The sequence below is a fragment of the Bradyrhizobium sp. 23 genome (assembly GCF_023073295.1).
Lineage (GTDB): Bacteria > Pseudomonadota > Alphaproteobacteria > Rhizobiales > Xanthobacteraceae > Bradyrhizobium > Bradyrhizobium canariense_D.
This window is the reverse complement of record NZ_JADPJF010000098.1, coordinates 110,437-131,599: the sequence shown is the minus strand read 5'-3', so window position 1 is coordinate 131,599 and position 21,163 is coordinate 110,437. Positions and strand designations below refer to the sequence as shown.

The window sequence follows — 21,163 nt, the reverse complement described above, 5'->3', positions numbered from 1 at the left end:
GCTTCCCCTCGATGTTCGAGCCGATCCACGGCTCGGCCTTCGACATCACCGGCAAGGGCATCGCCAACCCGGTCGCGACGTTCTGGACCGGCGCACAGATGCTGGAGCATCTGGGCGAGAAGGACGCGGCGGTGCGGTTGATGGCGGCGGTGGAGCGCGTCTGCGCGGCCGGCGTGCTGACGCCCGATGTCGGCGGCAAGGCGACGACGAAGGACGTGACCGATGCCGTGATCGAAGCGATCCACGGATCGAACGTGTGATCCGAGCTAAGTCAGCGGGAGGCGCCAGGGTTTCCGAAAAATTTTGAGCCCCCTCTTGAAACCAAAACGGGCTTTTTTTATTTTTCCGCTGCCGCCGAGAGGTGGCGTTCCCGACGCCTGTAGGGTCGGGAAGCTGAGACGGGCACCGGTCGTGTCCGGTGTCGTTCGTATCCATTTTGCTCCTTGGAGGATCTGGCTATGCGCACTTACGACTTCTCTCCCTTGTGGCGTTCGACCGTTGGCTTCGACCGCCTTTTCGACCTCGTTGAAACGGCACAGCGTGCCGGCGAGGACAACTATCCTCCCTACAACATCGAACGTCTCGGCGAGGATCGCTACCAGATTTCGCTTGCGATTGCGGGTTTCTCACCCAACGAGGTCGCGGTGACGGCCGAGCAGAATGCGGTGACCGTCGAGGGAAACAAGCCGGACAGAACCGAACGCGAGTATCTCTACCGGGGCATTTCCGCGCGGCCGTTCAAGCGGCAGTTTAACCTGGCCGAGTATGTTCAGGTGCACAGCGCCTCGTTCGAGAACGGCCTGCTCAAGATCGAACTGGTCCGGGAAATCCCTGAAGCCATGAAGCCGCGGCGGATTGCGATCAATGCCGCGCCGTCCGGCAACGTGCATCAACTCGAGGGCAAAGCCGCCTGAATTCGGTCTGTCGGAGACCCGGTGATCCCGCCCGATCGTCGGGCGGGATCGGCCATGGCCTTCGATCGCGTACCCGAATGCAAGTCAGAGGTTTTAGAGAAAGGAGGAGGACCTCTCATGCTCGATCATGCCGACAACATCATCGATCTGAACGCGATATTGCACCCTGGCTCCGTCTATGATCATCCCCGCGACGTCATAGCCGATCCAACTTTGTCGATCGGCGAGAAGCGCGCGATCCTCGCGTCCTGGGCTTCGGACGCAGCCAGTGTCGCCTCGAGCCCGACATTGCGGGAGCTGCCCGGCTCGGACAAAGCCGTCACCATCGACGAAATTCTGGAAGCGCTCGCGAGCCTCGACCACCATCCGAAGGGCCCTCCGGGCGGCAAGCCGGTCCGCACGCGATCCGTCGAACGAACCGGCCTCGCAGCCTAGGCAACGACAGCTCAACGGGGATTGCGATGATGCTTGATGAAGAGCTGGCCTTGTTGCGCGGCCACCGCAGCAACATCAGCCGCTATCAGCGGTTGCTCAAGACCGAGCTGACCGAGTTCGAACGGCGGTTCATCGAGAGACGTGTGTCCGAGGAGCGCTCGGCGATCGAGAAGCTCGCCGTCTCCGCCTTTCCGCTCACCTTTCAGGCTCCGAGCCGGGCGATGGGGAACGCCACCACGCGCCTGACGGCAAGCCGGCACGGGTGATCGACATGCCCGAACACCTCCCGACATTCGAAGTGTTCCTGAAGAAATGCGGTCGAAGGACATGGCGATGGCGTGTCTGCACGACGGAAGGACGCCTGGTCATGCACGGCTTCGAAAATGGCCGACCCGCTGCCAAATATGCGGCTGACAGGGCCTTGTTTATGATGCTTCTCGCCGCGCCCTATGGCCCGGCGGGCCGGGCTTCCGCCACGGCTCGCTCCTCCTTGGCGACTCCCGCATCAAGATGGCTGCCGCGGCACAAGATGCGTGAATGACAGGTGCCGCGAGGGATGGTGCCTGGCATCAGCCAAGCCCATCCCGGCCATCTCCGTTGCTGACCGCTTACCGCCGTCCCGGCGGGGGGGTCGCCATGGCGGCTGTCGGCTCCGGCGGCGTCAGGTGGCGTGGAACGATGATGGACTGGCCGGGGGTGAGCGTCGCGTTCTCCGGCAGCGAGTTGCTCTGCGCCAGCGACCACAGCGGCACGCGATTGGCTGCCGCGATGCTCTCCATGGTGTCGCCGCGGCGCACCGGTAGCCGCACGCCACTGTCCCACAATTCGACCAGCGTATTCGCCGGCACGAGATAACGCAGCGGCACGGCATCGACCTGCGTCTGGGGCGGAATGCGCGGCAACTGCGTGACCATATCGACGATCTGACGGTGGATGTCGTCGGACTTCTCGATGTTGATGTGGCTGACCCGCGCGTTCTCCTTCAGGTCATAGCTCGCATAGTGACCGCGATAGCCCGGCACCGCGACCACGTTGCCGCCGCCAAGCACGCTGTCGGAGAGATAGATGTTGATGAAGCGCTCGACATTGAGCGGCACGTCGCCGGTCGCATGCGCGGGATCGATGGTGATGACGAGGCTGATCGGGATGTTCTCCTTGGCCGCCATCTCGGAGATGACGATCGAGCAAAGCCCGCCCATCGAATGCCCCATCAGCACGATCGGCGCCGGCGCTTCCTTGTAGCTGGAGATCGCACGATCGCCGATCCATCGGCAGATGGTGAATTCATAGACGTTGGCCGAAAAGCCGGCCTGCGTCAGCTTCTCTTCGAGCCGGTCCATGCCGGTGGAGAAGAACGGCCCCATGGCGCCACGGAACAGGTAGATCTTCGGCGGCGGCAATGGCTCGAACGGTGGGGGCGGCGGCGCGACGGGTGCGGCCGCGGCGGGCTTCGTCTTGGCAGGTGAGGCAGCGGTCGTCCCGGTGCTCAAGGCGAGCAGCGCAACGGCTGCCAGCGCGAGAAGTCGCCTCAAATCGATCATCAGTCCAGCAGTCCCACTCCGGGAGGCTGCAGCCTCCCCCAAAGGCGCTTAGTGACGGTCGATTGGGTGGAATTTGGGGCACGGAACCGGGGCTCGATCCGCGCTCATTCCAGCATCTCGCCCCCCAATCACTGCATGCTCTTGAGCCTGCTGCGGTGTGCGGCCTGTTTCGCGCGGTTGCCGCAGACCGCCATGATGCACCATCGCCGCGCGCGTCTGCGCGTGTGGTCGGCGAACAGCATGGTGCAGTTGTGCCCCTCGCACGCCTTGACGTTCGAAAAATCCTCGTCGCAAACGAACTTCGCCATGGCTTCGCCAACCGGCAGCAATAGCGCCTCCGGCGATCGCCAGCGCCGCCTCATTCGCAATGCCAGAGCGCCGCCATCGGCATGGCCCGGCTCGATCCGGCTGAACGCTTCGTCGCGCTCCAGCAGGCTGTTCAACGGATCGAGCTCGCGCAATGCATCCGTCGTGAGCGGTCGGCCTGCATGCTTGCGCACGAAGCCCCTGAACCATTCGCGCAAGGCGCGCGCCTGATCCGCAACCTTGTCCAGCTCCTCCGGCGTGGCGCGCGCCGTCAGCGCGTGCAGATCATCCGCGGGCACCAGCTTCGCCTGCGCCAGCCAGTCGATCAGGCCATGACCATCATCGATCCAGTCGACCGGCGTATCGAGCGGCGTCGCCACCGAGTTGAGGAAGTCGAGGCCGAGAGAGTCGGCGATGAACATGGCGGGCGGGCGGTCCATGAGCGGTCCTTGGCCGGTCGGGAGCATGGACTCGGATAACCTGATAGAACGGCGTTGACAAGTTACGGTAAGGGGACGTAACCTCTTAGTAGGCAATTTAGTGGTTACTAAGATGGAGAATGTCATGGCCGCAATCGCGTACCGGACCGCGGATGTCGAGGGCTTCAAGGTGTTCTATCGCGAGGCCGGTCGTGTCGGAGCGCCAAAACTCCTGCTGCTGCACGGCTTCCCCAGCGCAGGCCACATGTTTCGTGACCTCATCCCGCTGCTGGCGGACAGGTTTCATATCGTGGCGCCCGACCTTCCCGGCTTCGGCCAATCCGACATGCCTTCGCGCGAAAGCTTCCGTTACACGTTCGACAATTTCGCGCGCGTGATCGAACGCTTCACCGAAATGATCGGCTTCGACCGTTTCGCGGTCTACGTTTTCGATTACGGCGCGCCGACTGGTTTCCGGCTTGCGCTCAGTCACCCCGAGCGGATCACGGCAATCATCTCACAGAACGGCAACGCCTACGAGGAAGGGCTCAGCGACGACTGGACTCCGCTCAAGACCTATTGGCAGGATCCGTCGCCGGCCAATCGCGACGCGCTACGCGCGCTCCTCACGCCGGAAGCGACGCGCTGGCAGTACACGCATGGCGTCCCCGATCCGATGACCGTGTCACCGGACGGCCAGAACCTCGACAATTTCTACCTTGCGCGCCCGGGCTCGGACGACGTGCAGCTCGACCTGTTCGGCGACTACAAGAGCAACGTCGCGCTCTATCCGGCCTTCCAGGACTATTTCTGCAAGCACACGCCGCCGTTCCTCGCGGTCTGGGGCAAGAACGACCCATTCTTTATTCCGCCCGGCGCCGAAGCGTTCAAGCGCGATAATCCGAACGCCGTGGTGCAGTTCTTTGACACCGGTCATTTCGCGCTGGAGACGCACGCGAAGGAAATCGCGGACAGCATTCGTACCTTCCTGACGTAACGGGGGCTGTCCTCCGCGAAAGTTACGCCGCCAGGCTCTGCTGAGCGCGGAATGCGCTGATCGCCATATGGACGAGATGCAGCTTGCCTTTGACCGCCGGCGATATGTCGAAGGGATATGCATCGCTCATCCCGAGCGAGCGGTTGAGTTCGTTGATGCTGCGAGCAAGCGGCATCCACAGTGCCAGGAGTGCCTCGAAGTCGCTCTCGAGATAGGGATCCGTCAGGGTCTGCCGGGCGCGCTCGTCCAGCGCCAACGGCAAACCTGCGAGCGAGTCGAGCGTCGACACGATATGCAGGAAATGCGCGAACGTTTCCGCCCAATCCTCCCAGGGGTGGGACGTGGCGTACTCGCTGATGAAGCCGCTTCGGTCGTATGAACGATCGGCGCGGCTGTAATAGGAGTTGATCGCGGCCTGATAGTCCTGCGCCTGGTCACCGAAGATCAGCTTGAACGGGGCCTGGAATGTCGTGCCGTCGACGAGCAGGTCCCAATAGAAGTGACCGATCTCGTGCCGGAAATGCCCGAGCAGCGTGCGGTACGGCTCCCGGAACGCCACGCGGCGAGATTCTCGTTCGACATCGTCGGCCTCCGCAAGGTTGAGCGTGATCAGGCCCGAGAGATGCCCCGTCACGATCGGACCGACCTCGTCCGAAAGAATGTCGAAAGCCAATTCTGCGCCGTTGCGCGATGCGAGCGGAAGCTTGAGGCGACTGAGATCATAGAGAAGACGGCGCTTGGCTTCCTCCATAAGGCGCCAGAGCATGATGTTTCTGGTGCTGCCGAGGTTTGGAATTGTGCGCGTGAGGCGGCACGAGCCGCAATACCAGTCCGCGCCCTCGACACACCAGTTGCAGCCGATGATCTCGCGGTTACGGCAAGATTGATGGGATGCAAGCCTAGTCATCTCGATGCGCGAGGAGTCGAACGCCAGCTCAGTGCTGCAATTCGCGCACGCGATGTGCTCGAACGAGACAGGATGGCGGCATGACGGGCACTGAAAGATCTTCACGTGGACTGGCCCCAGACAGACGGCACACCGGAAGGCCGGCCTGTCAATTCGAGGAACTCTTGCACTTCGAGGAACTCTTGCGACCGTCGCTGTTGCCGGCGAGCAACGCACGCTGCGTCCGCAGCGCGTGCTGTCTTAACAAGCCGGCTCGCGTCGCGCTCAACTGGCTCGATTGAGGCTGCGGCTTTTTCTCAAGGACATTTTCGGAAACAGGCCGACCGGCCCACGTCCGCTCGGGCTGAACCGCCATGGGGCCGACGTTTCGTCCGCTTGTCATGCTGTAACAACACCAGATCGTACGCCGAGTTCCCTTCCTCGACCGGCGGGTGATCGAGCTTGGCTTGTGCAGATACGACAATGCCGCCGTCGGCGTGACGGCGGCATTGTCAATTCACCTGCTTGCGGCGAACGGCTTAATTCCGGGGAGCCGTTGCCGCCGCCGAGCGCGCCGACCTGGGCGCGCCGGGTTCGGCAACCGGAGCCGGTGCGCGCGATCGCATGATTGCGGCGTCGATCTCGGCAATCACGCGGCGCTGGATCGCTTCGTTCTTGTCGATCGAGATGTGGCCGACGCCGGAGCCGCGGACGTCGACATTGTCGAGCTTGCCGCGAAAACCGTCCGCGCGCTTCACCGGCTCGCCGGGGCCGTCGCCGATATAGATGTTGATGTAGCGCTCCGCGCCGGTCGACAGCTTGGTCTTGAACACGGAGTCGAGCCCGATCGCGAGTTTCACGGGCACGCCGAGACGGTTGAGCTTGGCGATCATGTCTGGCAGCGCAGTCGCGCCGGAGGAGTGCCCGACCAGTACGATGGTCTTGAGCCGGCCGGCCTTGTAGGCGGTCGCGGCCTCATCCGCGAGCGAGGACCAGGACACGAAATTCGCCACGGTCACCGGGATGCCCTGCGCCTGGAGCCGGGCGCCGATCGTGTCGAGCCCGAGCGAGAAGATGTTGAGCACGCCGCGGAGCAGGTAGACATGCGTGGTCGCGACGGCAGCCTGGCTTGGCGCCGCCTTGGCGGTGGTCGGGCTGATGGCAACAGCTGACAGCAGGAGCAGGCCCATCGCCCAGGCACGGAGGGCGGACAACTGGCTGACGCCAGCGGTGTGACGGCCGTTCGGTCTCATCGATCTTTTCCCTGGGAATATGCTTCGGCCGGAATCGTAGCCATGGCCTGCTCGCAGACGCAACAAAGAGCCGCGTGAACGACGATCTTAGCATCAAGCCGTGACCATCGCGCAACACTTGCCCGCAACCTGCCACGGAAGGAGCTGTTTCGAGGCCATTTTTCTCCCGCTAATTGCAGCCGCGCAAGGGCCTTCCTATGTCAGGGCTCCGCTGACCCGCCCCTCCCGGTAGGTTCCAGCCTCCCCTCCCCAGCCTTAGCCCCTCAGACTTGCGGCCATCATGTCCTCCATCATTTCCGTCGCCAATTTGTCGAAGACCTATGGGTCTGGCTTCAAGGCGCTCAAGAACGTCAATCTTGACATCACGCGCGGCGAAATCTTCGCCTTGCTCGGCCCCAACGGCGCCGGCAAGACCACGCTGATCTCGATCATCTGCGGCATTGCCAATCCGAGCGAAGGCAAGGTCCTCGTCGGCGGCGAGAACATCCAGACCTCCTATCGCAAGGCGCGCTCGCTGATCGGGCTGGTGCCGCAGGAATTGCACACCGATGCCTTCGAGAGCGTGTGGGCGACCGTGAGCTTCTCCCGCGGGCTGTTCGGCAAGCCGAAGAACCCCGATCATATCGAGAAGGTGCTGAAAGACCTCTCGCTGTGGGACAAGAAGGACAGCAAGATCATCACGCTCTCCGGCGGCATGAAGCGTCGCGTGATGATCGCCAAAGCGCTGTCGCACGAGCCGCAGATCCTGTTCCTGGACGAGCCGACCGCCGGGGTCGACGTCGAACTGCGCAAGGGCATGTGGGAGGTGGTGCGCACGCTTCAGCAATCCGGCGTCACCATCATCCTGACCACGCATTACATCGAGGAAGCCGAGGAGATGGCCGACCGCATCGGCGTCATCAACAAGGGCGAGATCGTGCTGATCGAGGACAAGGCCACCTTGATGCAGAAGCTCGGCAAGAAGCGGCTGACGCTGCATCTGCAAGGCAAGCTCGATGCGCTGCCGGAGAGCCTCAGGCATTACGAGCTCGACCTCTGCGACGGCGGCGCGACGCTGGTCTACGACTACGACACCAAGGGCGAGCGCACCGGCATCACCAGCCTGCTCGGCGATCTCCGTACCGCCGGCATCCGCTTCAACGATCTCGACACGACGCAATCGTCGCTCGAGGACATCTTCGTCGATCTCGTGAGGGCGTCATGAACTACCGCGCTGTCCGCGCCATCTACCTGTTCGAAATGGCGCGCACCTGGCGCACGCTGCTGCAAAGCATCGTCTCGCCGGTGGTCTCGACCTCGCTGTATTTCGTGGTGTTCGGCGCCGCGATCGGCTCGCGCATCAGCCAGGTCGAGGGCGTCAGCTACGGCACCTTCATCGTGCCAGGCCTGATCATGCTCTCGGTGCTGACGCAGAGCATCGCCAACGCCTCGTTCGGCATCTACTTCCCGAAATTCACCGGCACGATCTACGAGATCCTGTCGGCGCCGATCTCCTATTTCGAGATCGTGCTCGGCTATGTCGGCGCGGCCGCGACCAAATCGATCATCCTCGGCCTGATCATCCTCGCCACGGCTGGCCTGTTCGTGCCGCTGCACATCCATCATCCGGTCTGGATGCTGGCCTTCCTTGTGCTGACGGCGGTGACGTTCAGCCTGTTCGGCTTCATCATCGGCATCTGGGCCGACGGATTCGAAAAGCTGCAGATGATCCCGATGCTGGTGGTGACGCCGTTGACCTTCCTCGGCGGCAGCTTCTATTCCATCGACATGCTGCCGCCCGCCTGGCGCACGGTGGCGCTGCTCAATCCGGTCGTCTATCTGATCTCCGGCTTCCGCTGGAGCTTCTACGAGATCGCGGACGTCAGCATGGCCGTCAGCATCGGCATGACAACGGCGTTCCTGGTGATCTGCCTGGTCGTGATCTGGTGGATTTTCCGCACGGGATATCGGTTGAAGAACTGATCCGGCCGTCATTCCGGGGGGCACGCGCGCGCCCCGGAATCGCAAGCTCTACCGATAGCAGTGGAAGCGGTTGTATCCGTCGTAATAGCCGCGACACCGACGGTGGCCGCGATGGGGAATGCCGAACACCCCCTCGACCGCGCCGACGGCACCGCCGACACCGGCGCCGACCGCGCCCCCAACCACGCCGCCGACGGGGCCGGCGATCCGGTTGCCTTCATAAGAACCTTCCTGGGCGCCCCGAACGATGCCTTGGGCATGGCCAGGCTGGGGGACGCAGGACAGCGCGGCCAGAACGGCGGCGCCAGCGAAGAGCACACGGAAAGGCAGACCAGCCGGCCGAGAAGCGGCGGCGACGCAGACTTTGTTCATCTTCATTCCCAAAGGTAAAACCGGCCGCGGAAGCGGCCGGTCGAGGCAGCGATCGTCAACGCCGATGCGGCCAAATGGTTGCGCCCCGGATGGTTGCACCATTGTGATGAATTGTCGGCGTTGTGAACGCATCTCCCGCTCGCGAAAATGTCAGCGCTGCCGCTCGCTTTGCGGCACAAAGCGGCCTTGCTTACGCCGGGCGTCCCGTTAACGATGGCAATAAGGTTTGCTTTGCAGGCCGCTGGAACGAAAGCGCGATTGCAGGCATAATGCACGCCGGGGGACGGAGAGCCGCGGCGCCTAGTATGAACAGGCCGGAGGCCACGAGTCAGATGCGTTCGTTTTTTATTGCTTTCACCTCCCTGATGCTTTTGAGCGCGGGCGCCGCGCAGGCCAAGGTCGACATCACCGTCGACAAGGACAATCAGCAGATGACCGTCGCCGTCGACGGCGTCGCGCGCTACCACTGGCCGGTGTCGACAGGCATCCCCTCGCGGGAGACGCCGAACGGCGCGTTCCGCGCCTTCCGCATGGAAGAGGATCACTATTCCAAGGAATTCGACGACGCGCCGATGCCGCACGCGATCTTCTTCACCAAGGTCGGGCACGCCATCCACGGCACCGACTCGGTCGGCCGGCTCGGCACGCCCGCCTCGCATGGCTGCGTGCGGCTGTCGCGCCAGAATGCCACCACGCTCTACGCGCTGGTGCAGCAGCAGGGCGTGCTCAACACCACGGTAACGCTGACCGGCTCGGCGCAGGTGGCGCTCGCCCGCAATCCGCGTGGCCGCAATCCCACGGCAGTGGCCCGCGCGCCGCAGCCCGCCGAAGAGCAGTACGCCACATCAGGCGATCCCGTGAACCTGACGCCTCAGGCCGCACCTGCCCGCCGCTACATGCCGCAAGACGACAACTACATCTATCCGGCCGACGGCAGCGACACCGGCGCGCGCTACCCCGCGCCGCGCGGTAGCCGCCCGCTCTATGACGCGCAGGTCTATCAGCCGCAGCCGCAGCAATACTACAATCAGGGCTACGGCCAGCAGGGCACCTACTATCAGCCGCAGCCCCGGCAGGTTTACCAACCGCGTGGCTATTACTACCAGAACTGACCTACTTGAACGCGGCGTTGCCGCGCCAGCGAATCAGGAAGCCGCTGCCGCGACGGGCGCTTGCCGCAATCGACCGCAGGAAATGGCGCCAGCCCGTGCACGGATTGGGCACCGGCCGACGCAAGGAAGCAACAGTCCACAACCTTCAACGCGGCGGCGTTCCGACCAAATTGACAACCAGGGGGTCGCCCCTATTGTCGTTCCCATTGTTTCTGGGACATGACATGACACGCGAGCAGATTTCGGATTTCTGCGTTACCGCCCTGGCAAATATCCTGCGAATTTCGAGCGACCGCGTCGATATCGGCACGAAATTCAGCCGCCTCGGCCTCGATTCGGCGATGCTGGTCTACCTGATGATGGAACTCGAGGAGAAGCTCGACCTCGAGCTGTCGACGGACGACTTCTACGACCATCCGACCGTTGAGGCGTTGTCGCGGTTTCTCGCCGACAAGCGCGCAATCCGCCCCGCCGCCTGAGGGCGGCTGAAGTCGGCGCAACCCATGGAAACCTTCCGCTCGCTCGTGGCATTGCTGGCCCGGCGTGCGGCGGAGCAGGCCGACGACCGCGCCTATGTCTTCGTCTCCGATCGCGGGACGGAGGACGCTGTCCTCAGCTTTCGACAGCTGCACGATGCCGCGGGCGCGCTCGCGTCGCGACTGACCGTGGCCGCGCGTCCCGGCGATCGCGCCATCCTGGTGTTTCCGCCCGGCATCGAATTCATGGTGGCGTTCTTCGGCTGTCTGATGGCCGGCATCATCGCCGTGCCGATGATGATGCCGCGGCGAAACGGCGCGCGCGATGCCAGCGCCGCGATCCTCGCCAATTGCACGCCGGCGGTGGCGCTGACCAATTCGGCCGTCGCGCTCCGCGGTGATTTGCGGGCACGCTTCGCGCATGAGCACATTCGCTGGATCGAGGTCGATCTCGCCGCGGCCGAAGGTGAGACAATCGAACTACCCGAGCCGGCGCCGGACGACATCGCCTTCCTGCAATACACCTCCGGCTCGACGTCCGCGCCCAAAGGCGTGATGGTGAGCCACGCCAATCTGCTCGCTAATCTCGAGATGATCCGGCTCGCGCTCGGCAACACCCGGCAATCGACTTACGTCAATTGGGTGCCGCTCTATCACGACATGGGGCTGATCCTGAACGCGCTGCAAGCGCTCTATGTCGGCGCGACCTGCGTACTGATGGCGCCGAACGCGTTCATGCAGCGGCCGCTCGGCTGGCTGCGCGCGATCGCGCATTATCGCGCGGAAGTGGCATGCAGCCCGAACTTCGGCTTCGATTTCTGCGTCAGCCGCTATCGCGCCGACCAGATGGAAGGCATCGAGCTGTCCTCGCTCAGGATCGCACTGAACGGCGCAGAACCGGTGCATGCGGAAACCATCGAGCGGTTCATCCAGACATTCGCGCCGCACGGCTTCGATCCGCGCGCAATGTATCCCGCCTACGGAATGGCGGAAGCGACGCTCCTGATTTCCGGCGGACGCCGTGGCGGCGGTCATGTCACACGCAGCGTGAGCCGCACGGCGCTGCAGGCGCATGCGGCGCAGGCGCCTTCCGACGCCGAAGATACACAGGTCGCCGTCGGCTGCGGGCGCCCGCTCACCGGCGAACGGATCGCCATCGTGGACGCGGACAACCGCACGCGGCTGCCCGCGGACCGCGTCGGTGAGATATGGGTGAGTGGGGCCAATATTGCCCGCGCCTATTGGCGCAACGACGAGGCGACGCGCGAGGGGCTCAATGCGCAGATTGCCGGCGAAGACGGAGCGTGGCTGCGCACCGGCGACCTCGGCTTCATCGACGTCACAGGCGAATTGTTCGTCACGGGACGGATCAAGGACCTCATCATCATCCGTGGCATCAACCATTATCCGCAGGACGTGGAGCGCACGGTGCAATCGCTCAATGGAGCTTTGCGCGAAAACTGCGGCGCGGCGTTCTCGGTGCCGGACGAGACCGGCGAAGAAATGCTCGTCATCGTCCAGGAAATCGAGCGCACCGCGCGCCACTCGATCGACACCGAAGCGATCAAGGGCCGAATTCGCGAGGCCGTCGCCGACAACCACGAACTCTCCGCGCGTCACATCGCGCTGATCCGGCCCGGCACGCTGCCGAAGACCACCAGCGGCAAGATCCAGCGCAAGCTGGCACGCAAGCTCTGGCTCGATGGCGGGTTCGAACAGCTCGGCTGAGACGATTCAGAAATCGATCTTCGCGCTCTCCCCATCGCGCAGGCTCGCATCGATCCCCTGCTCGATCTTGCGCGCGAGAATTGGGCGATAATGGATGAAGTCGGCAAAATTGGCGCGGTCGCGCGTGAGATCGTTGTCGACGCGATAGCTGATGAAATTGCTGCGCGGTCGGCCCGCGACCACTTTCTTCAGCGCGGCATCGCAGGCGCTGCGCTCCAAGGCGGCTTCCGTACCGGGCTTCGGCACGGTGGTCGCCAAGGTCGGCGGCACGATGATGACGACGGGCACATCGGCCGGCAATGCCCTGACGATATCTGCCAGCGCAGCGATCTCGGGAAATGTCGCCCGCATCTCGGCAGACGAGGCCGGCGCCGGATCCCTGGGCCAGCCGACTTCTTTGAATTGGCCCGGCGGCCAGATGTCCTCGTAGCTGACAAAGCCGTCGGGGTTCATCCTTGGTCGCCGGCCAAGGCCGATGCTGATGCGTTGAAAGGCGTGCTCGATGGCCTGCCAGGAGATCAGGCGTGCAGCGTAAGTGACGACGGTTCTGTCATAGAGCCAGTCGGGGAATGGGACGCCGCCCTCCTCCTTCGCCCGTGCATGCGTGCACCAGCCAGGGTCAGTCACGATCACCAGTGCGCCGACCTCCCGGTGATTCCGCAGGAAGAAGTCCAGCACTGCGAGTTCCTGGCGGGGGAACGCACCGGTCATGTAGAGCTGCACGAATCGCAGGCCGGTTGCGCGCGACAATTCCGCCGGCTCGATCATCTGCGCCGTCGAATTACCCAGGATCGCGGCATTGAAATCCGGATCCCGCGCGCGGCTCGCGGCCGTGATTTTGGTCAGACGATTATCGACGCCGTCGATGCCAAGCAGGCCGAGCTTGCCGCTGTCATAGGGATCGACCGCCACCATCAGTGCGAGCACCAGCAGCGCAGCCCCGATCAGCGTGCCCAGACACGCCAGCAAGCTCCGGCCCCAGCCGGGATCGGTCTCAGAACTTGAAGTAGACGAACTCATGGAGATCCCGACCACCCATGTGAAGCAGCAATGCGAATAGCCCAAGACCGAGCAGACCCGCGAGCCACGGATTGGGACGGCGCGTGAGCACCGCCACGATGTCCTGGCTCGCCGGCAGCAGGAAGGCGAACAGCGGCGCTGCGATTAGCGGCCACAAATGCTTTCCGCGCTCGAGCGGGAGCCGCGAAGCCAGTCCGGCGAAGACATGCCAGGCCGCCTCCACCGATCCTGCACGAAAGATCACGCCGGTCGCGAGCACGAACAGCACGGTAAGCGCCCAGCCGAGCCATGACGGGAACTCCGGGCCATAGCGACGCCACAGCGTGCAGGCGACCAGCGCAAGCCCGTGCAGCACGCCCCACAGCACGAAGGTCCAGCTCGCGCCGTGCCAGAGGCCACACAGCGCCATCGTGATCATCATCGCGCCGAAAAACTGCACCGGCAGCCAGCGCCGCGGCAGCAGGCGCAGATTGACCAGCGGATAAAACACGTAATCGCGCAGGAACAGCATCAGGGTGATGTGCCAGCGCTGCCAGAAATCCTGGATGTTGGTCGAGCGCAGCGGCGCATCGAAATTGTACGGCAGCTGCACGCCGAACAGCAGGCCGAGGCCGATCGCGACGTCGGAATAGCCGGAGAAATCGAACAGGATCTGGAAGGAGAAGCAGAAGGCGAGCCAGGCGTCACCGCCCGCGAGCGGCCCGTTCGCGGCCTGCGCGTAGATGGGATCGAGCAGATGCGCGAGGCCGTCGGCGATCACGATTTTCTCGAACAGGCCGATCGCGATGAAGCAGGTGGCGATGCAGAACTGACGCTGCCAGCCCGGAACGTAGACCTGCCTGCCGAACTGATGCATCACCTCCGACCAGCGCGCCAGGGGGCCGGCGATCGCCTGCGGGAAGAAGGCGATGTAGAGCGCATAGCGGTCGAACGCATAGAGCGGCGCCCTGCCGCGCTTCAGGTCGACCAGATACATGATGTGATGGAAGGTGAAGAAGGAGATGCCGAGCGGCAGCCCGACGTCGAGCACCGGCAGCGTCGTACCGAGCACGAGACCCAGATTAGCGAGAACGAAGTTGGCGTATTTGAACAGGGCCAGCACCGCGAGATCGAGCCCGATCACCAGCGTCAGCAGCGCCGGCCATTTCACGCGCCCATAGGCAACCGAGGCGAGCCAGTTGATCGCGATCGAGCCGATCAGGAGCAGGATGAAGGACGGGCTGCCCCAGGCATAGAAGGCGAGCGACAGCGCGACCTGCACGCCGATACGCAAGCCCGGATAGGGATCGGCCAAGCGATAGATCAGCAGCGCCGCGGGCAGGAAGACCAGGAGAAAGGGATAGTCGTTGAACAGCATCGGTTCACAGCCGCGCCATCGCCGGCGTGAGCCGGCGGATGATGCTCAGCCCGTTTCGAGGTCGGGCGCAGCGTCACCCGGCTGCCGCAGCATGCGTCGCGCAATCTTCTCCTCGCTCGGCACCTTGACGTCCCAGGCCAGTCCCAGCGCTTCCAGCGCCCGGATGAAGACAAAGCCCGGATCGAACTCGAACCAGCGCAAGCCGAAGGCCGCGGAATAGGGAAAGGCGTGGTGGTTGTTGTGCCAGCCCTCGCCCCAGGCAAGCCAGGCCACCACGCCGAGATTGCGGCTGTTGTCGTCGCGGGTGACGAACGGCTGCGCGCCAAAGCTGTGCATGACGGAGTTGATGGCCGACATGGTCTGCTCGACCACGAACATGCGCACCACGCCGCCCCAGAGCAAGCCGGTCAGTGCGCCCCACGGGCTCATGGTGGCGAGGCCGCCGATCGCGGCCGGCAGCACCAGGCCGAGACCGACCCAACTGTAATAGTAGCTGTTGACGGCAACCAGCCTGCGATCCGCCATCAGGTCCGGGACATAGTGCGCAACATTGGGATAATCGTGCGCGATCATCCAGGTCAAATGCGCGTGCAGGAAGCCGCGCAGGCGGCCGAATGCGCCCTCGCCGTGCAGCCGCGGCGAATGCAGATCGCCGTCGTGATCGGACAATTCGTGGTGCCGGCGGTGCATTGCCGCCCAGGACAGCATGGGGCCGCGGCCGGCCATCGATCCCATCACGACCAGGATCGCACTCATCGCCGTGGAGGTCGCGAAGGCGCGGTGGGTGAAGAGCCGGTGATAGCCGACGGTAAGGCCGAGGCCGGTGACCAGCCAGAAGCCGACGGACAGGCCAAGCTCCATCGCGCCGATCGGGCGGTAGAACAGAAGGACCAGCGCCAGCAGCGTGCCGACGAAGGGCAAAACGTCGAAGATCATGAAATGCCGGCGCTGCATCCGGCGAAAATGCCGGCTGCGGATAATTCGATGATCGCGTTGCTGCTGCACGGGCGGGATTCCAGGGCACCGACTATGAGTACATACCCCCGCGGCGGGCGCAACCCAAGCCACCGCCCAAGGTTTCAACAGCCAGGAAAGCCTATACAATAGGACGGACGCGCCAAACGCGTTGAAATATCGCCCCTTTCCCCTTGCCGCATGAGCCACCATGCCGTCACGTGCTGCGACGATCTTGACCGTACTGTCACTTCTCATTGCGGGACCGGCCATGGGATTCGATTCGGCATTTGATTCGGCTTTCGACCTCGAGGCCCATCGCGGCGGGCGGGCACTGCTGCCGGAAAACACGCTTCCGGCCTTCGCCAACGCGCTGTCGATCGGCGTGGACACGCTGGAGCTCGATGTCGGCATCACCGCCGACGGCGAAGTCGTCGTCTCGCATGAGCGCGGGCTCAATCCTGATATCACGCGGGATGCGAGCGGCGCCTACGTCACGCCTCCCGGCACGCCCTTCGTGAAACTGCGGCTCGCCGACGTCAGGACCTATGACGTCGGCCAGATCCGGCCAGACAGCCCTTACGCGAAGCAATTCCCCGACCAGCGCGCCATGCCCGGGACCCGTATTCCGACCTTGAGCGAGCTGTTCGCGCTGGTGCGCAAATCCGGCAATACGCGCGTGCGCTTCAACATCGAGACCAAGATCGATCCGAACCATCCGGACGAGACGCTCGATCCGCAATCTTTCGTCACCAAACTGCTCGGCGTGATCGAAGCCGAGAAATTCTCCGACCGCGTCATGATCCAGTCGTTCGACTGGCGGACCCTGCTGCTCGTCCAGCAGCGGGCACCAAAGATGCCGACGGTGTACCTGACGCTCCAGCGCGGCTCGGGCCAGACGGTGGCGCTGGACAAGGCGACCAATTGGACGGCGGGCTTCAGCCCGGCCGATCACGGCGGGTCGCTGCCGCGGACCATCAAGGCGGCGGGCGGCGCGGTCTGGTCACCCTATTTCGGCGATGTGACCGCGGCACTGATCGCCGAGGCCCATGCGCTCGGGCTGCATGTCGTGGTCTGGACGGTCAACAAACCCGAAGACATGGCGCGCATGATCGAGATCGGCGTCGACGGGATCATCTCCGACAGGCCCGATTTGTTGCGGCAGGTCGCTGGCGAGAAGGCAATCGCGTTGCCCGCGGGGACGCCGGTGGAGCCGTAGAAGCGGGCCCTACTCCCCGTCCCGCAAGCGCCGGTACAGCGCGCCCAAAATGTTGGAGTAATCGTCGGTCCAGACCCGCACCCGGTCGTCGGCTTCGGTCTGCTCCCATGTTTTCGACGATGCGAGCCTGCCGACGTCGGCATCCTCGCGGGCGGAGATGACGACGTCGGTCGAGAAGATGTAGTCACCATCGCGCCCGGAATCCTCGTTGTAGACCCAGCTCTTGAGATCGTTGGCATCGGCGATACCGACCACGACCGTCTCGAGATCGAGGTGGCGGTTGGAGACGTGCATCACCACGGCGCCGTGCGGAGCGAGCTTGTCCTTGTAGATCTTCATCGCCTCTTCGGTCGCAAGATGGATCGGGATCGCATCCGACGAATAGGCATCGACGATGATGAGATCATAGGCACCGTCCGGCTCCTTCGCGAAGGTGAGGCGGGCATCGCCGATCACCGGCTTCAGGCCCGGCATGCAGCTCGAGATGTAGCGGAAATTCTTCGGATCGCTTGCCGCGTCGACCATGGACTGATCGATCTCGAAGAATGTCCAGCTCTCGCCGGGCTCGGCGGCGCAGGCGAGCGTGCCCGATCCGACGCCGATCGCCGCGACCTTCAGCGGCGCGCCCTTGCGCTCGCGCATCGCGGTCACGGCCTGACCGATGCCGCCGTCCTTGTGATAGTAGGTGATCGGCTCCGGCCGGCCGGTGACCGGCGTGCCGTCATTGTTGAGGAAGCGCTCGGCGCCGTGAATCGTGGTGCCGTGCATCAGCACGTGGAAATAGCCGCCGGGCGTCACCACGATCTTGTGCACGCCGAAGAAGCTGCGCACCGTGGTGACGCGGCCTTCGTCCGCCGGATAAACCCGGATCAACGCCAGCGCGAGCGCGACGGTGGCGAATATCTTCCAGCGGCCGGCGTTGACCGCCAGCGCCAGCAGCGCGGCGAGCACGCCGACGCCGCCGGCCATCCAGACCCGGTGATCCTCGAACCAGGTCGATAGCCCGCCCGTCGTGGTGGACGGCACAACGAGCACGACGGCGAGCGCGGCAAGCGCCAGCCAGTACCATTTGACGATGCCCGCCAGCCGCTCGTTCGCGGGCGGCCGGCACAGCGCGGCAAGCGCAACCAGGATCGGATATTCGGCGATCCAGGAGAATGTGAACGGCGCAAGGAGCCCTGCGAACAGGCCGCCGACCATGCCGCCGAACGATAGCGCGACATAGAATCCGGTGAGATATTTGGCGGCCGGCCGGGTTCGCGCCAATTCGCCGTGGCAGGCCATCGCGATGACGAAGAAGCACAATTGATGACCGCCGAGCGTCAGCAGCAGGTTCTGTTCGCCGCCGAACGCCAGCAGGAAGACGACGCCCGCGATCGCGACCGGCTGGAGCATCAGCATCCATTTGTGCGGCAGTAACGGCCGCGACTGGAACACCACCACCCAGGTCAGGAGATACAGCGACAGCGGCAGCACCCACAGCAGCGGCGCTGCCGCAACATCGGTCGAGATGTGCGCGGTGACGGCGATGAGCAGGCCGGACGGCACTCCGGCGAGGAATATCCAGCGCAGCCGCGTCATGAGACCGGGCGCCGGCGCATTCAAATCCTCGGTTCGCGCATCGACCATGGCCAGTTTCGGCGAGCGCAACAGCAGCACGCCGCAGGCGGCGATCAGGACGATCAGAATGCCGTAACCGCCGGTCCAGAGCCGGTTCTGCGTGTGCAGCGTGAACATCGGCTCCAGCAGGAACGGATAGGACAGCAGGGCGAGGAAGCTGCCGATGTTGGAGGACGCATAGAGGAAATAGGGATCGTGTCCGGCAGGATGCCCGGTGCGGACGAACCAGGCCTGCAGCAACGGATTGTTGGCGGCAAGCGCGAAGAACGGCAGCCCGATCGAGATCACGAACAGACCGAGCAGCCAGATCGCGTAGCCCGAAGCGGGCGGATCGCCATAGGCCGAGGCGATGCCGAGCGGCAACGTGACGAACGCCGTGATCAGCAGCAGGAGATGCACCACCACCGGAACGATGCGGTTCCTCACCTGCATCAACAAATGCGCATAGGCGTAGCCCGCCAGCAGCAGCGACTGGAAGAACACCATCGCCACCGACCACACCGCCGGCGAGCCGCCGAGCCGCGGCAGGACCATTTTCGTGAACAGCGGCTGCACCGAGAACAGCAACAGCGCGCTGACGAAGATCGCGGCGGTGTAGACCGTCAGCAGCAGCCGGTTGCGTGACGAGGACGGCTGCTCCGTGGCGGCGGGTTGCACGATCGAATCCATGGAAGCTCCAGCCCCGGCGGGCGCCGGGCGCGCGCAATGGAGCACAAGGCGCCTGAACGGGCAATAAAGGGTCTCGTGATGTTGCAGCGGGGAATGCTTGATATACAGATGTCCCGAGCCCGGTCGTTCAGACCATCCCGGAATGGGCGTGGAACAGCTGACCCCTTCATGATCGAAACCGACGTCATCATCATCGGCGCTGGCCATAACGGCCTCACCTGCGCGGCCTATCTCGCGATGGCCGGCTTGCGCGTGCGCGTGGTCGAGCGCCGCAAGGTGGTCGGCGGGGCCGCGGTCACGGAGGAATTTCATCCCGGCTTCCGCAATTCGGTCGCGGCCTACACCGTGAGCCTGCTCAATCCGCTGGTGATCCGTGACTTGAAGCTGGCCGAACAGGGCCTGCGCATCGTCGAACGGCGCGCGCAGAATTTTCTGCCCGCCCCCGACGGCAGCTATCTTCTCACCGGCGAGGGGCGGACGCAGGCGTCCGTCGCCCGGCTGAGCCCGCATGACGCAAATGCACTCGACGGGTTTTCGCGCGAACTGGAAGATATCGCCGACGTGCTTCGGCAATTCGTGCTGCGCGCGCCGCCAAACCTGCTCGATGGTTTCGGCACGGCCTCGATCCGCGAAGCCGTGAACGCATTCCAGAGCGCCAACATCCTGCGCGGGCTGTCGCTGGAGCAGAGCCGCAGCCTGCTCGATCTCTTCACCCGCTCGGCCGGCGAGATGCTGGACGAACGTTTCGAGCATGATCTGGTCAAGGCGCTGTTCGGCTTCGATGCCATCGTCGGCAATTATGCCAGCCCCTACGCCGCGGGCTCGGCCTATGTGATGCTGCATCACGCCTTCGGCGAGGTGAACGGCAAGAAGGGCGTCTGGGGTCACGCCATCGGCGGCATGGGTGCGATCACGCAGGCCATGGCGCGCGCCGCACGCGACCGCGGCGTTGTGATCGACACCGATGCGGGCGTGCGCGAGGTCATCGTCGAGCGCGATCGCGCGGTCGGCGTGGCGCTGGAGAACGGTACGACCATCCGCGCGAAATATGTCGCAGCCAACGTCAATCCGAAACTGCTCTACACGCGGCTGGTCGCCGCCGATGCGCTTCCCCAAGACTTCCTCGCCCGCATCCGGCACTGGAAGAACGGCTCCGGCACCTTCCGCATGAACGTGGCGCTGGACCGCCTGCCCTCCTTCACGGCGCTGCCGGGCGACGGCGATCATCTCACCTCCGGCATTATCCTGGCCCCTGATCTCGGCTACATGGACCGCGCCTTTTTCGATGCCCGCGCGCACGGCTGGAGCCGGGAGCCGGTCGTGGAAATGCTGATCCCCTCGACGCTCGACGACACGCTCGCGCCCGCAGGACACCACGTCGCAAGCCTGTTCTGCCAGCACGTCGCGCCGGAGCTTCCCGATGGGAAGTCGTGGGACGACCATCGCGACGAGGTTGCCGACCTCATGATCGCGACGGTGGACAAATACGCGCCGGGTTTTGCGACAAGCGTGCTCGGCCGCCAGATCCTGTCACCGCTCGACCTCGAACGGCAGTTCGGCCTGCTCGGCGGCGACATCTTCCACGGCGCGCTGACGCTGAACCAGCTGTTTTCGGCGCGGCCGATGCTGGGCCACGCCGATTATCGCGGGCCCGTGAAGGGCCTCTATCATTGCGGCTCCGGCGCCCACCCCGGCGGCGGCGTCACCGGCGCGCCTGGCCACAACGCCGCCCAGGCAATCCTGAGGGATCACCGGTCGTTGTTCGGAAGCCGTGGATAAGCCTGTGGATGGGCTGTGGACAGACTGTTGGCAAAGCTGTGAAAGGGCGGTGGGTTATGCCCCTTCAAAGCCTGCTACAAATCGGTGGAAAATCCGGGAATGAGCGGCGGGATAATCCGTGGACAAAGTCCGGACAAACCAGCG

General features: G+C 64.2%; 21 protein-coding genes. 12 read left to right on the top strand and 9 right to left on the bottom strand.

All coding sequences use genetic code 11. The features are described 5' to 3' along the window. The 4 genes from IVB32_RS24440 to IVB32_RS24425 all read left to right on the top strand — a co-directional run. On the top strand, positions 1–260 hold a 260-nt coding region (locus IVB32_RS24440), incomplete at its 5' end, for an isocitrate/isopropylmalate family dehydrogenase (protein ID WP_247411701.1). Between the two features lie 198 nt (positions 261–458). Continuing rightward, positions 459–914, top strand: a complete 456-nt coding sequence (locus IVB32_RS24435; protein ID WP_018454275.1) for an Hsp20 family protein — start codon at positions 459–461, stop codon at positions 912–914. Positions 915–1,031: 117 nt separating this feature from the next. Next, positions 1,032–1,349, top strand: a complete 318-nt coding sequence (locus IVB32_RS24430; protein ID WP_018454274.1) for a hypothetical protein — start codon at positions 1,032–1,034, stop codon at positions 1,347–1,349. Between the two features lie 26 nt (positions 1,350–1,375). After that, the gene (locus tag IVB32_RS24425) at positions 1,376–1,615 is read left to right on the top strand and encodes a hypothetical protein (RefSeq protein WP_018454273.1); all 240 of its coding nucleotides are present in this window, start codon (positions 1,376–1,378) and stop codon (positions 1,613–1,615) included. Positions 1,616–1,957: 342 nt separating this feature from the next. On the opposite strand, the gene IVB32_RS24420 is transcribed toward IVB32_RS24425, so the two are convergent. Next, on the bottom strand, positions 1,958–2,890 hold the full coding sequence (locus tag IVB32_RS24420; protein WP_085385093.1) for a LysM peptidoglycan-binding domain-containing protein: 933 nt from the start codon (positions 2,888–2,890) through the stop codon (positions 1,958–1,960). Positions 2,891–3,018: 128 nt separating this feature from the next. After that, the gene (locus tag IVB32_RS24415; protein WP_085350313.1) at positions 3,019–3,636 is read right to left on the bottom strand and encodes an ABATE domain-containing protein; all 618 of its coding nucleotides are present in this window, start codon (positions 3,634–3,636) and stop codon (positions 3,019–3,021) included. Between the two features lie 124 nt (positions 3,637–3,760). Between IVB32_RS24415 and IVB32_RS24410 the strand changes: the two genes are divergently transcribed. Further along, positions 3,761–4,612 (top strand): alpha/beta hydrolase, encoded by an 852-nt coding sequence (locus tag IVB32_RS24410; protein WP_247294835.1) that lies wholly within the window; start codon positions 3,761–3,763, stop codon positions 4,610–4,612. Between the two features lie 22 nt (positions 4,613–4,634). On the opposite strand, the gene IVB32_RS24405 is transcribed toward IVB32_RS24410, so the two are convergent. Beyond that, positions 4,635–5,624, bottom strand: coding sequence for a putative zinc-binding metallopeptidase (locus IVB32_RS24405; RefSeq protein WP_204512061.1), 990 nt, complete (start codon positions 5,622–5,624; stop codon positions 4,635–4,637). Between the two features lie 413 nt (positions 5,625–6,037). Then, complete coding sequence (locus IVB32_RS24400) at positions 6,038–6,751, bottom strand: hypothetical protein (RefSeq protein ID WP_018454268.1); 714 nt, start codon at positions 6,749–6,751, stop codon at positions 6,038–6,040. A gap of 280 nt (positions 6,752–7,031) precedes the next feature. Here IVB32_RS24400 and IVB32_RS24395 point away from each other — a divergent pair, with 280 nt between their 5' ends. Both IVB32_RS24395 and IVB32_RS24390 read left to right on the top strand, forming a co-directional pair. Next, positions 7,032–7,955, top strand: coding sequence for an ABC transporter ATP-binding protein (locus IVB32_RS24395; RefSeq protein ID WP_018454267.1), 924 nt, complete (start codon positions 7,032–7,034; stop codon positions 7,953–7,955). After that, complete coding sequence (locus IVB32_RS24390; RefSeq protein WP_018454266.1) at positions 7,952–8,713, top strand: ABC transporter permease; 762 nt, start codon at positions 7,952–7,954, stop codon at positions 8,711–8,713. Before IVB32_RS24395 ends, IVB32_RS24390 begins: the two co-directional genes overlap by 4 nt. 48 nt (positions 8,714–8,761) lie before the next feature. On the opposite strand, the gene IVB32_RS24385 is transcribed toward IVB32_RS24390, so the two are convergent. Beyond that, positions 8,762–9,085: a hypothetical protein gene (locus tag IVB32_RS24385; RefSeq protein WP_085349135.1), complete on the bottom strand. Its 324-nt coding sequence runs from the start codon at positions 9,083–9,085 to the stop codon at positions 8,762–8,764. A 305-nt stretch (positions 9,086–9,390) separates the two neighbouring features. Here IVB32_RS24385 and IVB32_RS24380 point away from each other — a divergent pair, with 305 nt between their 5' ends. From IVB32_RS24380 to IVB32_RS24370, 3 genes are read left to right on the top strand one after another with little or no spacing between them, the layout of a single operon-like run. Further along, complete coding sequence (locus IVB32_RS24380) at positions 9,391–10,197, top strand: L,D-transpeptidase (protein ID WP_085349071.1); 807 nt, start codon at positions 9,391–9,393, stop codon at positions 10,195–10,197. 5 nt (positions 10,198–10,202) lie between these two features. Beyond that, positions 10,203–10,676, top strand: coding sequence for an acyl carrier protein (locus tag IVB32_RS24375; RefSeq protein ID WP_245288381.1), 474 nt, complete (start codon positions 10,203–10,205; stop codon positions 10,674–10,676). Positions 10,677–10,700: 24 nt separating this feature from the next. Further along, a complete protein-coding gene (locus IVB32_RS24370) occupies positions 10,701–12,401 on the top strand; it encodes a fatty acyl-AMP ligase (RefSeq protein ID WP_247370208.1) in 1,701 nt (566 codons plus the stop codon). A 6-nt stretch (positions 12,402–12,407) separates the two neighbouring features. Here the strand turns inward: IVB32_RS24370 and IVB32_RS24365 are convergent, their stop codons facing one another. The 3 genes from IVB32_RS24365 to IVB32_RS24355 are packed head-to-tail and all read right to left on the bottom strand — an operon-like array spanning position 12,408 to position 15,783. Next, entirely contained in the window at positions 12,408–13,421 is a 1,014-nt protein-coding gene (locus IVB32_RS24365) for a hypothetical protein (RefSeq protein ID WP_026232699.1), read from the bottom strand. Then, positions 13,396–14,778 carry an MBOAT family O-acyltransferase gene (locus IVB32_RS24360; RefSeq protein ID WP_247294845.1) on the bottom strand — a complete coding sequence of 461 codons (1,383 nt, stop codon included), beginning with the start codon at positions 14,776–14,778 and terminating at the stop codon, positions 13,396–13,398. Before IVB32_RS24360 ends, IVB32_RS24365 begins: the two co-directional genes overlap by 26 nt. Before the next feature lie 45 nt (positions 14,779–14,823). Then, entirely contained in the window at positions 14,824–15,783 is a 960-nt protein-coding gene (locus IVB32_RS24355) for a fatty acid desaturase (RefSeq protein ID WP_247294847.1), read from the bottom strand. Between the two features lie 220 nt (positions 15,784–16,003). Here IVB32_RS24355 and IVB32_RS24350 point away from each other — a divergent pair, with 220 nt between their 5' ends. Next, on the top strand, positions 16,004–16,951 hold the full coding sequence (locus tag IVB32_RS24350; RefSeq protein WP_247294849.1) for a glycerophosphodiester phosphodiesterase: 948 nt from the start codon (positions 16,004–16,006) through the stop codon (positions 16,949–16,951). A 9-nt stretch (positions 16,952–16,960) separates the two neighbouring features. Here IVB32_RS24350 and IVB32_RS24345 read toward each other — a convergent pair whose 3' ends face one another. After that, positions 16,961–19,240: a fused MFS/spermidine synthase gene (locus IVB32_RS24345; protein ID WP_018454256.1), complete on the bottom strand. Its 2,280-nt coding sequence runs from the start codon at positions 19,238–19,240 to the stop codon at positions 16,961–16,963. Between the two features lie 168 nt (positions 19,241–19,408). Here IVB32_RS24345 and IVB32_RS24340 point away from each other — a divergent pair, with 168 nt between their 5' ends. Beyond that, on the top strand, positions 19,409–21,019 hold the full coding sequence (locus tag IVB32_RS24340) for an NAD(P)/FAD-dependent oxidoreductase (protein ID WP_085385411.1): 1,611 nt from the start codon (positions 19,409–19,411) through the stop codon (positions 21,017–21,019). The last annotated feature ends 144 nt before the right edge of the window (positions 21,020–21,163 follow it).

Bases quoted from the DNA above. Each gene is read 5' to 3' on its own strand.
- IVB32_RS24435 (WP_018454275.1), top strand. From the start codon at position 459: ATGCGCACTTACGACTTCTCTCCCTTGTGGCGTTCGACCGTTGGCTTC.
- IVB32_RS24430 (WP_018454274.1), top strand. From the start codon at position 1,032: ATGCTCGATCATGCCGACAACATCATCGATCTGAACGCGATATTGCAC.
- IVB32_RS24425 (WP_018454273.1), top strand. From the start codon at position 1,376: ATGATGCTTGATGAAGAGCTGGCCTTGTTGCGCGGCCACCGCAGCAAC.
- IVB32_RS24420 (WP_085385093.1), bottom strand. From the start codon at position 2,890: ATGATCGATTTGAGGCGACTTCTCGCGCTGGCAGCCGTTGCGCTGCTC.
- IVB32_RS24415 (WP_085350313.1), bottom strand. From the start codon at position 3,636: ATGGACCGCCCGCCCGCCATGTTCATCGCCGACTCTCTCGGCCTCGAC.
- IVB32_RS24410 (WP_247294835.1), top strand. From the start codon at position 3,761: ATGGCCGCAATCGCGTACCGGACCGCGGATGTCGAGGGCTTCAAGGTG.
- IVB32_RS24400 (WP_018454268.1), bottom strand. From the start codon at position 6,751: ATGAGACCGAACGGCCGTCACACCGCTGGCGTCAGCCAGTTGTCCGCC.
- IVB32_RS24395 (WP_018454267.1), top strand. From the start codon at position 7,032: ATGTCCTCCATCATTTCCGTCGCCAATTTGTCGAAGACCTATGGGTCT.
- IVB32_RS24390 (WP_018454266.1), top strand. From the start codon at position 7,952: ATGAACTACCGCGCTGTCCGCGCCATCTACCTGTTCGAAATGGCGCGC.
- IVB32_RS24385 (WP_085349135.1), bottom strand. From the start codon at position 9,085: ATGAACAAAGTCTGCGTCGCCGCCGCTTCTCGGCCGGCTGGTCTGCCT.
- IVB32_RS24380 (WP_085349071.1), top strand. From the start codon at position 9,391: ATGAACAGGCCGGAGGCCACGAGTCAGATGCGTTCGTTTTTTATTGCT.
- IVB32_RS24370 (WP_247370208.1), top strand. From the start codon at position 10,701: ATGGAAACCTTCCGCTCGCTCGTGGCATTGCTGGCCCGGCGTGCGGCG.
- IVB32_RS24365 (WP_026232699.1), bottom strand. From the start codon at position 13,421: ATGAGTTCGTCTACTTCAAGTTCTGAGACCGATCCCGGCTGGGGCCGG.
- IVB32_RS24360 (WP_247294845.1), bottom strand. From the start codon at position 14,778: ATGCTGTTCAACGACTATCCCTTTCTCCTGGTCTTCCTGCCCGCGGCG.
- IVB32_RS24350 (WP_247294849.1), top strand. From the start codon at position 16,004: ATGGGATTCGATTCGGCATTTGATTCGGCTTTCGACCTCGAGGCCCAT.
- IVB32_RS24345 (WP_018454256.1), bottom strand. From the start codon at position 19,240: ATGGATTCGATCGTGCAACCCGCCGCCACGGAGCAGCCGTCCTCGTCA.
- IVB32_RS24340 (WP_085385411.1), top strand. From the start codon at position 19,409: ATGATCGAAACCGACGTCATCATCATCGGCGCTGGCCATAACGGCCTC.